The organism is Brevibacterium aurantiacum, from assembly GCF_900169065.1.
Lineage (GTDB): Bacteria > Actinomycetota > Actinomycetes > Actinomycetales > Brevibacteriaceae > Brevibacterium > Brevibacterium aurantiacum.
This window is the reverse complement of sequence record NZ_FXZB01000024.1, coordinates 28,880-43,270: the sequence shown is the minus strand read 5'-3', so window position 1 is coordinate 43,270 and position 14,391 is coordinate 28,880. Positions and strand designations below refer to the sequence as shown.

Annotated in this window: 10 protein-coding genes; 6 read left to right on the top strand and 4 right to left on the bottom strand. The window is 65.5% G+C overall.

What is annotated here, in order from left to right:
• The first annotated feature begins 23 nt into the window (after positions 1-23).
• Positions 24-1,670, top strand: a complete 1,647-nt coding sequence (locus BAUR9175_RS15635; protein ID WP_101584384.1) for a long-chain-fatty-acid--CoA ligase — start codon at positions 24-26, stop codon at positions 1,668-1,670.
• A gap of 13 nt (positions 1,671-1,683) precedes the next feature.
• On the opposite strand, the gene BAUR9175_RS15630 is transcribed toward BAUR9175_RS15635, so the two are convergent.
• From BAUR9175_RS15630 to BAUR9175_RS15620, 3 genes are read right to left on the bottom strand one after another with little or no spacing between them, the layout of a single operon-like run.
• The gene (locus tag BAUR9175_RS15630; protein WP_101584383.1) at positions 1,684-3,891 is read right to left on the bottom strand and encodes a heavy metal translocating P-type ATPase; all 2,208 of its coding nucleotides are present in this window, start codon (positions 3,889-3,891) and stop codon (positions 1,684-1,686) included.
• Positions 3,891-4,103 (bottom strand): heavy-metal-associated domain-containing protein, encoded by a 213-nt coding sequence (locus tag BAUR9175_RS15625; protein WP_009882214.1) that lies wholly within the window; start codon positions 4,101-4,103, stop codon positions 3,891-3,893. The genes BAUR9175_RS15630 and BAUR9175_RS15625 overlap by 1 nt, the downstream gene beginning before the upstream one ends.
• A gap of 17 nt (positions 4,104-4,120) precedes the next feature.
• Positions 4,121-4,414 carry a metal-sensitive transcriptional regulator gene (locus BAUR9175_RS15620; protein WP_009882215.1) on the bottom strand — a complete coding sequence of 98 codons (294 nt, stop codon included), beginning with the start codon at positions 4,412-4,414 and terminating at the stop codon, positions 4,121-4,123.
• A gap of 92 nt (positions 4,415-4,506) precedes the next feature.
• Between BAUR9175_RS15620 and BAUR9175_RS15615 the strand changes: the two genes are divergently transcribed.
• The 5 genes from BAUR9175_RS15615 (at position 4,507) to BAUR9175_RS15595 (ending at position 12,731) form a co-directional block, all read left to right on the top strand.
• Positions 4,507-6,303, top strand: a complete 1,797-nt coding sequence (locus BAUR9175_RS15615) for an MOSC domain-containing protein (protein ID WP_096161884.1) — start codon at positions 4,507-4,509, stop codon at positions 6,301-6,303.
• A gap of 100 nt (positions 6,304-6,403) precedes the next feature.
• Entirely contained in the window at positions 6,404-8,410 is a 2,007-nt protein-coding gene (locus BAUR9175_RS15610; protein ID WP_069601096.1) for a sensor histidine kinase, read from the top strand.
• A 148-nt stretch (positions 8,411-8,558) separates the two neighbouring features.
• Positions 8,559-9,776 carry an acetyl-CoA C-acetyltransferase gene (locus BAUR9175_RS15605; RefSeq protein WP_069601095.1) on the top strand — a complete coding sequence of 406 codons (1,218 nt, stop codon included), beginning with the start codon at positions 8,559-8,561 and terminating at the stop codon, positions 9,774-9,776.
• 147 nt (positions 9,777-9,923) lie between these two features.
• The gene (locus tag BAUR9175_RS15600; protein WP_029416719.1) at positions 9,924-10,658 is read left to right on the top strand and encodes a response regulator; all 735 of its coding nucleotides are present in this window, start codon (positions 9,924-9,926) and stop codon (positions 10,656-10,658) included.
• 153 nt (positions 10,659-10,811) lie between these two features.
• Complete coding sequence (locus BAUR9175_RS15595) at positions 10,812-12,731, top strand: penicillin-binding transpeptidase domain-containing protein (protein WP_257944349.1); 1,920 nt, start codon at positions 10,812-10,814, stop codon at positions 12,729-12,731.
• Positions 12,732-12,767: 36 nt separating this feature from the next.
• Here BAUR9175_RS15595 and BAUR9175_RS15590 read toward each other — a convergent pair whose 3' ends face one another.
• Positions 12,768-14,360, bottom strand: coding sequence for a succinic semialdehyde dehydrogenase (locus BAUR9175_RS15590; RefSeq protein ID WP_180957469.1), 1,593 nt, complete (start codon positions 14,358-14,360; stop codon positions 12,768-12,770).
• Between the last annotated feature and the right edge of the window lie 31 nt (positions 14,361-14,391).

Genomic DNA, 14,391 nt, shown 5'->3' with positions numbered 1-14,391 from the left:
GAGCGGTGTCGTAGGCTCTTCCTATGGAGACTTGGAACACAGAACTGACACCGTTGTCCTTCCTGCGCCGCTCGGCCGACGTCTTTCCCGACAAGCGTGCCGTGGTCTACAACGACCAGGAGCTGAGCTACCGCGAATTCGCCGCCGCTGTTGAGACCCGGGCGCATGCTCTGCGTGCGGCGGGCATCCAGCCCGGTGACCGGGTCGCCTACCTCATGCCCAACCTCCCCGAGGCGCTCATGGCACAATTCGCCGTGCCGCTGGCCGGAGCCGTCCTCGTGCCGATCAACACCCGGCTCGCCCCCGAAGAGGTCCGCTACATCTGCAACCACAGCCAGGCGAAGCTGCTGGTCATCGACACGCAGCTGTGGCCCAGCGTCGCCCCGGTCCTCGATGGCCTCGACACGGTCGAAGCCATCGTCGACGTCGAGGATACGACGATCGCCGCCTCCGCCGAGGTGGCCCGCCCGGATTTCGCAGCACCGTCTGTGACCAGCCTGGATGAGTTCCTGGCCGGCGCCGAGGCTGACACCGACGAGCTCACCTGGAGCGTCGAGGACGAGCGGGCAACGCTGTCGATCAACTACACCTCGGGCACCACAGGACGACCCAAGGGCGTGATGTACTCACACCGAGGCGCCTACCTCAACGCACTCGGTGAGATCATCCACTCCGACCACGACGAGAAGAGCGTGTACCTGTGGACCCTGCCCATGTTCCACTGCAACGGGTGGTGCACAGGCTGGGCCCTGGCCGCAGCCGGCGGCACCCAGGTGTGCCTCCGCGAAGTCCGCGGAGACGTGATCTGGGACCTCATCGATCGACACGCAGTCACCCACCTCAACGGTGCCCCGACCGTGATGAGCACGGTCATCAACGCCGAGCAGGCGCATTCCCTCGACCGGGCGGTGACCGCCACGATGGCCGGTGCCGCACCCAGTCCCACCCTCATCTGGGAGATGGAGGCCCTGAACTTCCAGATCGTGCACGTCTACGGACTCACCGAGTCCTACGGTCCCTACACGGTGTGCGAGTGGCAGGATTCGTGGGATTCCCTTGATGACAAGTCCCGAGCCAGGCTGCGGGCGCGGCAGGGAGTCGGCATGGTCCAGGCCGATCAGGCCCGCATCGTCGCTCTCGAATCGGGTGACGAACTCATCGACGTGCCCGCCGACGGACAGACGATCGGCGAGATCGTCATGCGCGGCAACAACGTGATGAAGGGCTACTTCCGCGACGAGGACGCCACCGCGAAGGCCTTCCAAGGCGGCTGGTTCCACTCCGGTGATCTCGGCGTGATGCACGAGGACGGCTACATCGAACTGCGCGACCGCTCGAAGGACATCATCGTCTCCGGCGGCGAGAACATCTCCACCGTCGAGATCGAACAGGCGATCTCCTCACACCCGGCAGTCCTCGAAGTCGCCGTCATCGGTGTCCCTGACGACAAATGGGGCGAACGACCGAAGGCCTTCATCATCGTGCGTGAAGGCTCAGCGGTCACCGAAGCCGAAGTCATCGACCATGTGCGCACGCAGATCGCGAAGTACAAGGCCCCACGCGAGGTCGAGATCGTCGAGGCTCTGCCCAAGACCTCGACCGGCAAGATCCAGAAGTTCGAACTCCGCAACCAGGAATGGGGCGACCGTCAGACCCGCATCCAGGGCTGACAGGTGACGCGTCCTACCTGAACCGCAGCAATCGCAGGCTGTTGAGGACGACGAACACCGAGGAGAACGCCATCGCGGCTCCGGCGATCATCGGGCTGAGCAGTCCGAACGCGGCGATCGGAACGGCAGCCGTGTTGTAGGCGAAGGCCCAGAACAAGTTGCCTTTGATCAGGCCCAGCGTCTTCCTCGACAGGCGAATCGCCAGCGGGATCTGCCGGGGATCCGAGCGCACCATGGTGATGTCCGAGGCGGCCATCGCCGCATCGGTGCCCGAGCCCATCGCGATACCCAGATCGGCACCGGCCAGAGCTGCGGCATCGTTGATGCCGTCGCCGACCATCGCCACCGCCTGCCCGCGAGCCTGCAGCTCATTGATGACGGCGATCTTGCCCTCGGGACGGACATCGGCGCGGATCTCGGTGATGGCGAGCGTGCCCGCGACCACCTCGGCGGCTTGGGCATTGTCCCCGGTCAGGAGGACGGTGTCGATGCCAAGCGAGTGCAGTTCGGCGATCGCCTCGGCGGCTCCGGTCTTGATCTCATCGGAGACGAAGGTCAGGCCGCGGAACTGCGAGTCGATGGCCAGAGCGACGATCGTGGCACCGGTGGGCACAGAATCGGAGGTGTATGTCACGTCGATTCCGCGCTCTCGGAGCAGATCGGGCCGACCAGCGAGCACCTCGGCACCGTCGATCGTGGCCTGCAGTCCGCCGCCGGGGATATTCTCGAAATCCTCCACCGCCGAGGCGGCAGTTCGTCCCAGCCCGGCGTTCGCCTGCTTAGCCGGCTGAGACTCAGCCCTCGTGTCAGCGGCCTCGACGATCGCGCGGGCCACCGGGTGCTCACTCTGTGATTCCAGGCGAGCCAGGACCGCGAAGTCGGTGTCGCTCAGTTGCGTGTCCAACAGGGTCATGACGCCGGTGGTCAGGGTGCCGGTCTTGTCGAGCACGACGGTGTCGATCGACCGCGTCGACTCGAGAGCCTCGGGCCCGGAGACGAGGATGCCCAACTGCGAACCGCGTCCGGAGGAGACGGCCAGGGCCGTCGGAGTGGCCAGACCCAGTGCACAGGGGCAGGCGATGATGAGGACGGTGAGGGCCGCGTGCAGCCCCATCGCCCAGTCGCCGGTGATCAGCCCCCAGGCCAGAAGCGTGAGAGCACTGATCGCGAAGACGATCGGCACGAACACGGCAGAGATCCGATCGGCCAGGCGCTGCACGGCGGGTTTGCCCGTCTGTGCCCGGCTGACCAGGTCGGCCATGGCCGCCAGGGTCGTATCGGATCCGACGCGGGTGGCTCTGACCTCGAGCACGCCGGAGGTGTTGATGGTGGCGCCGGTGACGGCGTCGCCGAGGTCGACCTCCACGGGCACAGATTCGCCGGTGAGCATGGCCTCGTCGATCGCGGAATGCCCCGCGATCACCTCGCCGTCGGTGGCAATCTTCTCGCCCGGACGGACGATGAAGACATCGCCGACGACGAGTTCGTCGATCGGGACCTGGACCTCAGCTCGGGTGTCTCCCGTGCCTTCACGCAGCACGTTCGCCGACCGTGCACCCAGGCCCAGCAGCGCCTTGAGTGCTGCGGTGGCCCGACTCTTCGCCCGATCCTCGGTGAGCTTGCCGATGAGCAGGAACACCGTGATCGCGGCCGCGGCCTCGAACCAGACATGATAAGTCGCGGGGATCTGCCAGCCGTAGCCGTCGGCGACGGCCCGGCCCAAGGTGATGTAGGAATAGGCGCTGGCGACGATGATCCCGACGCTGACCAGGGTGTCCATGGTCGTCGACCGTCCGCGGGCAGCCTTGAATGCGGCCGAGTGGAACGGCCAGGCGCCCCAGGTCACGACCGGCAGGGCGAGAATCGCGACGATCCACTCCCAGCCGGGGAAGTGCCAGCTCATGACCATGGAGATGGCCACGATCGGCACCGCCAGAATCAGCGAACCGATGAAGCGGGGCCGCAGATGGCGAGGATCGTAGTCGACGATCTCCGGTCCGCTCGCCGAGGTGGTCTTGACGGTGGCGCCATAGCCGGCCTTTTCGACGGCGGCAGTGAGGTCGGCGTCGCTCAGCTCGGATTCGACGATGACGTGGGCGGAATTCAGCGGCAGGTTGACCTCGGCGCTGACCCCGTCGAGGCGGGTGAGCTTCTTCTCGATACGAGCCGAACAGGACGCGCAGGTCATTCCCGTGATGTCGAGATCGACCTCGCGCGACATCACTTCACCTCGTAGCCGGCCTCATCGACGGCGGCGCTGATCGCGGCCTCGTCGAGATCCTTCTCGGAGGTGATGGTCACGGGGGAGTCCCCGCCGGCATTGAGCTCAACGGCGACATCGGTGACTCCGGGCAGTGCTCCGAGCTCTTCCTTGACGGCTGCCTCGCAGTGGCCGCAGGTCATTCCGTTGACGTTGATGGTGGTGGTCGTCATGATGTGTCTCCTGACATTCAGCTCTTGATGAGTCGGGCAATAGCGGCTGAAGCCTCTTCGATCTTCTTGCGGGCGGCGTCGTCATCCCCTGAGGATGCGGCGTCGACCACGCAATGAGCGATGTGCTCTTCTAAGAGGTTGATGGAGACCGCGTGCAGCGCGGCCGTTGCGGCGGAGACCTGGGTCAGGATGTCGATGCAGTACTTGTCGTCATCGATCATCTTGCCGATCCCACGGACCTGACCTTCGATCCGTTTCATCCGCTTCGCAAGGGCGTCCTTCTGCGGGGTATATCCATGGTGCTCAGTCATGACGATACTCTATACCCCCTTAGGGTATAGGTCAATTGTGCAATTGGTCTCACCGTGGGTACCGGGCGTCGTCAAGCTCCTACAATCGAATCATGCGCGTTGCCAGACTGTTCCGATTCCCCGTCAAGGGGTTCCCTGCCGAAGAGATCCCGGAGGCGGATGTGCGCACCGGCCGAGGCATCCGCGGTGACCGCGTCGCCGCGTTCACCAACGGCAGTCTCGACATCCCCGATGACAGCTGGCACCGATACTCCGCGTTCACGGTGCTCAAGAACGACACCGACCTGCAGAAGTGGCAAGTGGCACTCGACCTCGCCGAGGCGGCTGATTCCTCCCAGCCGGCCGTGGCCGATCCCTCGGCGACGGTGACCTTGACGTCTCCGCAGAACGAGACCACGACGTTTCGCACGGATGACCGGGACACACGGGCCACCTCGGCGGACTTCCTCTCTGCACGCATACCCCCTCAGGGTGACTTCCCGCGCGCACTGAGCGTCGCGGATCAGGGCATGTTCGACTCACAGGCCGCAGGTGTCTCGATCATCAACCCGGCCACGGTCGCCGCGATCTCCCAGACCGCCGACGGACAGGCGGCACTGGCGCCGGGCGAGACCGAACTCGACCCGCTGCGCTTTCGCGGAAACGTCCTCGTCGACGGACTCGCCCCCTTCGAGGAATTCGCACTCATCGGCAAGATCGTCCGCCTCGGCGGGGTTCGTCTGGCCATCACCCAGGCGATCGAACGCTGCCCAGCGACCACGGTCAACCCGACCACCACAGCCGTCGACGTCAACGTCCCCCGGGTTCTGGCCTCGGCGTGTGGGCACCTGCACTGCGGCGTCTACGGTCGGATCCTGGAATCCGGCCTGGTCAGCACCGGAGATGAGATCGAGATCGAAGGCGATGCCCCACGAGAGCTCGTCAAAACCGCACGGACCCCGCGCTTCATGACCGTGCTGGGCAGCCAGCAGATCTGCAACGACATCGTCGAAGTCTCCCTGCGCGATGACCAGGGCTGGATCCGCGAATTCGACGAACCCGGCACCAACCTGCGCGTCCACCTCGACCTCGGCGAGCCCTTCTGGCGGACCTATACGATCACGGATGTCTCCGATGACATCGTGTCGATCGCGGTGCGCACCCAGGGCAAGGGCTCCCGGGCGGTCGCAGAGCTTGCGGCCGGGCAGTCCGTCCTCGCCTCCGGGCCGCACGGCACCATGACCGCGAACCGTGTCTTCGGAGGCACGACCGCGCTGGTCACCGCCGGCATCGGCATCACCCCGAGCCTCGGCCTCATGCGCGGAGCCGAACTGTCGGGAACCGAGAAGATCAAGCTCTTCCACGTCGACCGCGACCACCGGACGGCCTGCCTCTGGGATCGGCTGCAGAAGCGCGCCCACTCGCGACAGATTCCCGTCGAGACCCACCACCGCGACACCGCGAGCCAGGGCAGGCCCGGTCATGCCGATCTCGTCGACTGGCTCGCCGGATGCGACAACGTCATGGTCTGCGGGCCCGCAGACTTCACCCGTGCAGTGCTCGACGCCAGCGCCGAGGCCGGAGTCCCGGCCGTGCACCAGGAGATCTTCGCCTCCCCGAACACCGGCATGAGCGAGGCCATCGCCCAATGCTCGCCCGCCGAGGTGACTCTGGAGAATTCGGGCACCAGCTTCCTCTGGGAACCCCAGCAGGGGACACTGCTCGAAGCACTGGAGGCGCGCGGACTGCGCGCAGACAACTCCTGCCGAGGCGGTTCCTGCGGCACCTGTGCTGTGTCCTTGGCCGCCGGGTCGGTCATCTACCCGGTCGAACCCGCGGCGCGGATCGCCGCCGATGAGGTGCTCGTGTGCTCCGCCGTGCCCTCCGGGCCCATCAGCCTCGGAATCTGAGTCCCCGGGCTCTGGTCGTTGCGAACGTGACCGTCGCGACCCTGATCCTCGCGAGTCCGGCTGACCCGGGGATTGGGGCAGTGGGTGGCAGAATGGACCCATGCCCAAGGATCAGCGTGCCGTGAAGTCAGGAGGACTGACTGGACCAGTGGCACGTGTGAGCAGGCGTCTGAAGTTCGGCGTTGCCGGGCGCATCATGTTCGCGAACTCGATCATGCTCGTGGGCATCATGGTGCTGACGACGAGCCTCCTCTACATCCAGCTTTCCCAGCTGAACCAGAAGCGCGAACAGGATCTGCTGGGCTCTGCGGCCGACAATATGTCGATGTCGCTGAGCCTGGTCGGGTCGGGTGAGGCCACCACGGATGACTTCATCGATGAGGGGTCTCAGGACGACGTCGAGACGATGCTCGAGAATGTGGTGAGCCAGTACGATTTCGATGTGGCCGCGGTTGTGCCCATCGACTACCTCGTCACCCCGCCGTCGTTGGGATCGTCGAATCGACAGGAGCGCATCGAGGCGAACATCGTGTCCTCGGCATCGGGAGATGTGCCCGATGACTCCGTCGATCAGCTCGCTGCGGCCGTCGACGGCTCGAAGGTCTCCGAGGGGGAGTCCGTGGTGCGCTTCCTCGAAGATGGTGGGCCCGGCAGCGGCACCATGTATGTCATCAGCCCAGTCTTCGCAAAGCACCTCGGCGTCGACGACACCGGACCCAACACCGTCGTCGGGGCCGTCGTCGTCGGCAACTCGGCCGATTCCGTGCGGGAAGGCTTCCTGGCTCAGAGCAATTGGCTCATCGGCATCGCCATCACCACTCTCATCCTGGGAATCGCCGCCTCCTGGGCGACCTCCCGTGGACTGCGCCGCGTCACCGGCGACTACGGCGCCAACGAGCTGCGCGGCATGCTCGAGTTCTACTCCTCGGTGCTCAAAGCCGTGTCGGAGGGGCTGCTGCTCCTCGACCGTTCGACGGGCATCGTCCTCATCAACGCCGAGGCCCGCGAGCTCCTGGGGCTGCCCGCAGCAGGCGAGGGGAAGGCGGGTGAGAAGATCGCTGACACCGACGATCCGGTCCGGGCGACCTCGCCGATCGGCGGCATCGCGCTGCGCAGCCTCAACCTGCCCGATGCCCTCAGGGATCTCCTCTCATCTGGCCGGTGGGCTCGCGACGAGATCCACTACACCGACGATCGGGTCCTCGTCGTCAACCAGCAGCCCACCGACGCCGCCAGCGACACCTGGGTTGTGACGATGCGCGACCACACCGAACTCGCCGAACTCTCCGGTGAACTCGTCTCTGTGCGATCGTTCTCCGATTCTCTGCGTGCACAGACCCACGAATATGCGAACCGACTCCACATGGTCGTCTCCCTGTTGGAGACCGGTCACGTCGACGAGGCGATCGAATTCGCCGCCAAGGACCTCGACGATCTCAACCGGGTCACCGGCGATGGTCAGATGAGCTTCGACCATCCTGTGCTCTCTGCACTCCTGCTCTCCAAGATCGCCCAGGCCGCCGAGGTGGGCATCGATATGACGGTCGATACAGCGGGACTCTCGGGCCGCCTCGGCGGGGATGACCGTGACCTCGCGACCATCCTCGGCAACCTCATCGACAACGCTTTCGACGCTCTGCGCAGGCAGGACGTTCTGCCCGAGGACAAGCGAGTGCATGTCCACCTGAGCGGAGCAGGCGGTGCCAGCGGGTTCACGATCGAGGTCAGCGACGATGGTCCGGGCATCGACGAAGAGTACGTTGACGCGATCTTCGAACGCGGCTGGTCGACGAAGCATGACGGCGTCGAGATCGACAAGGGACTCGGCCGCCAGGAATCCGGCACCCGCGGGGTCGGGCTGTCCTTGGTCGTCCAAGCCATCCGCCGTCTCGGCGGGGCCGTCGACGTCCAGGGCCGCGGTGAGGACTGCGACGAGTTCAAGGGCGCGGTGCTCACGGTATGGCTGCCCGACACCAGCGACGTTGACCCCGGGGAACTCGGGCAGGCGTCCGGGAATCCCTCGACTGGGCCCTCGTCATCGAGCCAGCCGCCGTCCGGGAATCCGCCCACGGGCCCGATCCAGATCGTGCGCGACGACCGCAGCTGAGGTGCTCAGCGGGGCCTCGCCTGTGCTGTGCGAGGTCCCAATGAATGAAACATTTCCGCGTCACCGTATGGATTCGGCTTAGGCTGAGCAGGAATGCCGGGCCGATGGCCATGTGCCATCGGCTGCCGCGAAATCGAGTGGAGGAACTATGGACCAGGACATCGTCGTTTGTGAACCGCTGCGCACCGCGATCGGAGGATTCGGAGGACAGTTCCGCGACATCCCCGCCCACGAGCTCTCCGCCACCGTCGTCCGCGAGCTCATCGCCAGGACCGGGCTCAATCCAGAACTCGTCGCCGACGTGATCATGGGTCAGGGTTACGCCACCTCGGAAGCTCCCTGCATCGGCCGAGTCACCGCCCTCGACGCGGGGCTGCCCGTGACCGTGCCCGGCAAGCAGGTCGACCGCCGCTGCGGTTCCGGACTGCAGGCAGTCATTGACGCCTCCATGGTCGTCGGCTCCGGCAACGGAGACTTCGTCATCGCCGGCGGCGTCGAATCGATGTCCCACGCACCCTTCTACAACGACACCATCCGCTGGGGTGTGCGCGGCGGCAATGCCGAATTCACCGATTCCCTGGGCCGTGGCCGCACCACTCCGGGCGGAAAGAACTACCCGGTTCCCGGCGGCATGCTCGAGACCGCAGAGAACCTGCGCCGCGAATATTCGATCGGCCGCGACGAGCAGGACGAACTCGCCTACAACTCACATCAGCGGGCAGCCGCAGCGGCCAAGGACGGACGCTTCGCCGAGGAGATCGTTCCCGTGACGATCCCCGCCACCCGCAAGGTCGCCGAACATCAGATCGACGCTGATGAGCACATTCGTCCAGACACCAGCATCGAGAAGCTCGCGAAGCTGCGCCCCATCCTGGGCAAGGACGATGACCAGGCGACGGTCACCGCAGGAAACGCCTCCGGACAGAACGACGGAGCGGCCGCGAGCATCGTCACCACCCGTGCGGCCGCCGAGGCACAGGGGCTCAAGCCGCTGGGCCGCCTGGTCAGCTGGGCCGTGGCCGGAGTGCCACCGAAGACCATGGGCATCGGCCCCGTGCCTGCCACCGCAAAGGCCCTCGAGAAGGCCGGACTGAGCTTGGCCGACATCGACCTCATCGAACTCAACGAGGCCTTCGCCGCCCAGGCACTGTCCGTGACCCGCGAATGGGGCTTCGGCAAGGACGACTTCGACCGTCTCAACGTCAACGGCTCCGGAATCTCCCTGGGCCACCCCGTCGGCGCGACCGGCGGTCGGATCCTGGCGACGATGCTGCGCGAGATGGAGCGCCGCGACGCACGCTACGGACTCGAGACCATGTGCATCGGCGGCGGCCAGGGCATCGCCGCGATCTTCGAACGCGCCTGAGGTCTGCACCTCTGATAGTCGGTGTCTGAGGCACCGACTATCGTGCATCTGGCAGCTCACGACGCGTTCCAGTCCTGTGTCACGGATGTGCCCAGGCTGTAACACGATCCACCGCGACCCCGCAACGGTGTTGGTTAGACTGGCGGCATGTCAGATACAACTACGCCTGAGTCGAGCATCGGTGTGCTCGTGGTTGAGGACGAGGCGGTCGCCGCCCGGGCCCACGCGAAGTACATCGATCGCATCGACGGCTATCACCTTGCCGGTGTAGCGAAGAACGCCACTCAGGCGATGGCGGCTCTGACCGGAAAGATCTACGGTCTCGACGCGGACTGCATCAACCTCGTCCTCCTCGACATGAACCTTCCCGACGGACACGGTCTGCAGGTCTGCCGGGCCATCCGCGGCCACCGCGTCGATGTCGACATCATCGCCGTCACCGCCGCCCGCGACATGCAGATCGTCCAGGAGGCGCTGTCCTACGGCGTCGCCCAGTACATCATCAAGCCGTTCACCTTCCCGGTCTTCAAGTCCAAGCTCGAGGCCTACTCCTCCTACCGCAACAGCCTCGGCGGAGACAGCACCGAGGGTGAGGTCACCCAGACCGACGTCGACACAGCGATCGCCGCACTGCGCACCCACACAGTGACCGCGACCGCTAAAGGCGTCCCCGACGCCGTGCAGGCAGAGGTGAAGTCGGTCCTCGGCGACAAGCCCGGCCAGTCCGCCGCCGAGGTGGCCGAAGGTCTCGGTGTCTCCCGAGTGACCGCACGCCGGTACTTGGAAGCCATGGCCGATGCGGGCATGCTCAACCGCCGACCCCGATATGGAGCCGCAGGCAGGCCCGTTCTCGAATACACCGTCGTCGCCGACGACGCCTGAACCACCCCCTCGATACCCGGGCCCCATCCCCACTGAGCCCGGCAGCACTGGACAGCCCCCACCAGCACCGGGTGCATCCCCACAGGGCTCAACCAGCCGCCCAAAAGCATGCGGCAAGTGGACTTCCCGGCCGAGCCCATTGATAATTGTTCTATGACAAAGAAGTCCACAATGTGGTTGGCCATCGCCCTCGTCGTCGCGCTGCTGGTCGCTGCCGGTGTCTTCGCCTTGTTCACACTGCCGCTGAGGGCAGAGACAGCTGCAGAAGACGCCGCCGCCGACCTGAACAGCGGAACCATCGAATCCAGTGCCTGGTCGGATCAGACGACGGCGACGAAGCTGCACGGTCTGATTTTGGGGACACTCGACCAGAGCATGAAGGATCGCTCGGTGGAGCTCAAGGGCACGGAGAAGCACGGTGATGACGTCGTCGCGACGCTGAAGTGGTCCTGGACGAACCAGGAAGGCGAACCCTGGGAGTACACCTCTGAGCTTCCCCTGCACAAGAAAGGTCTGCTCTGGTCGGCCGAGCTGACTCCCACGGTGCTGCATCCGAAATTGGACGACGGTCGCGTCCTCGTCTCGCAGACCACCCCAGGGCAAAGAGGTGCGATCCTCGGCGAGGACGACGAAGAACTGATGGGCGAAGGTCCCGTCGTCGACATCGGCATCCACCCGGCCAAACTCGAGAAAGCAGGGGACGGCGATGACACCCTGAGCACGCTCAAGGACGAACTCGACATCGATCTCACATCGTTGAAGGAGCGTGTCGACAAAGCGGAGCCCGATCAGCTCGTTCCCGTCATCACCCTGCGTGAGAGTGACTACAAAAAAGTCAAGGACTCGATCCACTCCCTGCCGGGCACCGTCTTCAACAGGCACACTCAGCCGCTGAGTCGGAAGAAGGGCTTTGCCGGTCCGACCCTGGGAACGGCCGGAGCCGCCAGCGCCGAGGAGGTCGAAGCCTCTGACGGAAAGCTCACCGGCGAGTCCGTCGTCGGAAAGAGCGGATTGCAGAAGGCCTATGAAAAGCAGTTGAGCGGACCAGGCAGCGAAGCGATCTACATCAGCGACGCCGAGGATGCTGAGGCCAGCGACGAAGCCAAGTCTGCCGATCCCGTCCTCGTCCACGAATTCCCCGACCATGACGGTAAGAACATCACCACGACACTCAACGTCGACGTGCAGGAAGCCGCAGACAAAGCGGCCGAAACAGGCAAGAAGCCGACAGCGCTGGTGGCGATCCGGCCCCGCGACGGTCACATCCTCGCGGTGGCCAACCAGGACCCCGAGGGTGCTGCCTGGGACCGGGCGTTGACCGGCCAGTACGCACCCGGATCGGTGTTCAAGGTCGCCTCCGGCCTGGCTCTGCTGGAAGCCGGAGTCACTGCGAAGACCACTCTCGACTGCCCGAAGACCACGACGGTCGATGGAAAGAGCTTCAAGAACGCCGAAGACCACGTCCTGGGCGAGGTGGCCTTCGAAGACAACTTCGCCGAATCCTGCAACACCGCCTTCGTCGATGCCGCGCAGAAGGTTTCGGGCTCAGAGGTCACGGATGCGGCGTCGAGCCTGGGCATGGACGACGTCGATCTGGGGCTGGGTGCGAAGATGGCGACCGTTCCCAGTGATGATGACGCGGTGACGCATGCGGCGCAGATGATCGGTCAGGGCAAGGTCGTCTCCAGCCCGCTGGCGGTCGCGGCGATGGCCGCCTCCGTGGCCGAGGGCGACACGGTCAAGCCCCTGCTCGTGACCTCGGACAAGGGCAAGGACGACGACAAGGGTAAGGACAAGAGCACGATCGACGCCGACACGGTCACGACGATGCAGAAGCTGATGCGACGTGCCGTGACCGATGGCACCGCCAGCGCGCTGCAGGACGTTCCCGGCGAACCGGTCCACGGCAAGACCGGCACCGCCGAATACGGTGACGAGACCCCACCGCGCACCCACTCCTGGTTCGCCGGGTATCAGGGCGACGTGGCCGTGGCCGTTCTCGTCGAAGACGGAGGATTCGGCGCCGAGGCGGCTGTGCCGGTGGCGAAGAAATTCTTCGAATCGCTCAACTGAGGAAGAACCTCACCTCATCCGTGCTGAGGGAGCACCTCACTTCATCCGCAGGGCGCGCATGACCTCGAACGCGGTGGTCAGTGTGCGGGCGAACCGCGACTGATCGAGCGGGCCGAACGGAGCGATGGGAACCAGATTCTGCTCGGCGATGTTGTGCGTGTGCATGAACTGGTACAGACCCTCAACTCCATGCCGATGGCCCATGCCTGAGGCTTTGACGCCGCCGGCCGGAGAGTCGATCGAACCCCAGGCGGCGACGTAGGCCTCATTGACATTGACCATCCCGGACTCGAGCTGCCTGGCAGTTTCGCGCCCGCGGGACTGGGAGTAGACGCTGGCGTTGAGACCGTATTCGGAGGCGTTGGCCCGCTTGATCGCCTCGGCGTCGCTGGCCACCGGGTACACGGCGACGACTGGGCCGAAGGTCTCCTCGGCGAACAGCTCGGCCTCCTCGGTGACATCGGTGAGCACGGTCGGCAGGTAGAAGTAGGGGCCCAGTTTCGGGACCGGGCTGCCACCCGCGATGACCTGAGCTCCGCTGGCTCGGGCCTGTTCGACGTGTTCGCTGACTCGGGCCAGCTGCTTCGGCCCGGCCAAGGAGCCCATTCCGGGGCCGTAGGAGTAGTCGGGGCTGAGCTCGAGGTTCCGGGTCGCCTCGGCGAAATGGGCACAGAACTCGGGGTAGAGATCCTCATGGACATAGATGCGCTCGATGGACAGGCACAGCTGACCGGCCGAGGAGAAGCACCCGCGGACGGCCCCGTCCACGGCCGAGGGAAGATCGGCATCGGAGAGGATGAGCATCGGGTTCTTGCCGCCGAGTTCAAGGGCGGTGGGAAGCAGACGCGAAGCAGCCTCGGCGGCAATGGAGCGACCTGCAGCGGTCGAGCCGGTGAAGGAGATCCCATCGGCACCGGACATCAGTGCCGGGCCGACTTCGCTGCTGGGGCCGGGCACCAGCTGCCAGACTTCCGCGGGCAGGCCGCAGGCAATGGCCAGACGGCGCATGATGATGGCGGTCAGGGTTGTCTGGCTGTCGGGTTTGTGCACCACGGCGTTGCCGGCGACCAGGGCCGCGAGCAGGTCGGTTGCGCCCAAGGTCAGCGGATAGTTCCAGGGGGTGATGAACCCGACGACGCCCAGCGGTGTGCGGGTGACCTCGGTACGAGTCAGGACGGGAACGGCACCGCGACGGCGTTCCGGGCGCAGTCGGGCGGGAGCGGTCACGCCGTAGTGGCGGCACACGTTGTAGGTGTCGAGGATCTCGTCATAGGCGTGGATGCGGGCCTTGCCGGTCTCGTACTGAATGATGTCGAGGAGGAGATCTTCGTGGCGGCGCAATGCAGAATGCAGTCGCAGCAGCACCCGAGCCCGGTGTTCGGGGGATCGGGCTGCCCAGGCGTCGGCGGCGATGCGCGCGGTGGCATAGGCCTTCTCGATGTCGGCCGGGGTGTTCTTGGCGAAGCGGGGAAGTTCGAGGCCGGTGAACGGGTCGGGGCTGACCATGCGATCACCGCTGCCCGAAGCCTCGGCGTAGGGGTTGGTGTCGAGGAATTCGCGGAGCCGATCGGTGACATGTGTGAGTTCGTCCGAGGGGGTGGTGGTGCTGGTGACGTCCGTGTGCATCATGCCTCCGTGTCGTCAGTGAATGGGTGGATTG

What these genes read in the sequence shown, in the direction of transcription:
- BAUR9175_RS15595 (WP_257944349.1), top strand. Translation starts at nt 10,812, where the DNA reads ATGACAAAGAAGTCCACAATGTGGTTGGCCATCGCCCTCGTCGTCGCG.
- BAUR9175_RS15635 (WP_101584384.1), top strand. Translation starts at nt 24, where the DNA reads ATGGAGACTTGGAACACAGAACTGACACCGTTGTCCTTCCTGCGCCGC.
- BAUR9175_RS15615 (WP_096161884.1), top strand. Translation starts at nt 4,507, where the DNA reads ATGCGCGTTGCCAGACTGTTCCGATTCCCCGTCAAGGGGTTCCCTGCC.
- BAUR9175_RS15600 (WP_029416719.1), top strand. Translation starts at nt 9,924, where the DNA reads ATGTCAGATACAACTACGCCTGAGTCGAGCATCGGTGTGCTCGTGGTT.
- BAUR9175_RS15620 (WP_009882215.1), bottom strand. Translation starts at nt 4,414, where the DNA reads ATGACTGAGCACCATGGATATACCCCGCAGAAGGACGCCCTTGCGAAG.
- BAUR9175_RS15625 (WP_009882214.1), bottom strand. Translation starts at nt 4,103, where the DNA reads ATGACGACCACCACCATCAACGTCAACGGAATGACCTGCGGCCACTGC.
- BAUR9175_RS15605 (WP_069601095.1), top strand. Translation starts at nt 8,559, where the DNA reads ATGGACCAGGACATCGTCGTTTGTGAACCGCTGCGCACCGCGATCGGA.
- BAUR9175_RS15630 (WP_101584383.1), bottom strand. Translation starts at nt 3,891, where the DNA reads ATGTCGCGCGAGGTCGATCTCGACATCACGGGAATGACCTGCGCGTCC.
- BAUR9175_RS15610 (WP_069601096.1), top strand. Translation starts at nt 6,404, where the DNA reads ATGCCCAAGGATCAGCGTGCCGTGAAGTCAGGAGGACTGACTGGACCA.
- BAUR9175_RS15590 (WP_180957469.1), bottom strand. Translation starts at nt 14,360, where the DNA reads ATGATGCACACGGACGTCACCAGCACCACCACCCCCTCGGACGAACTC.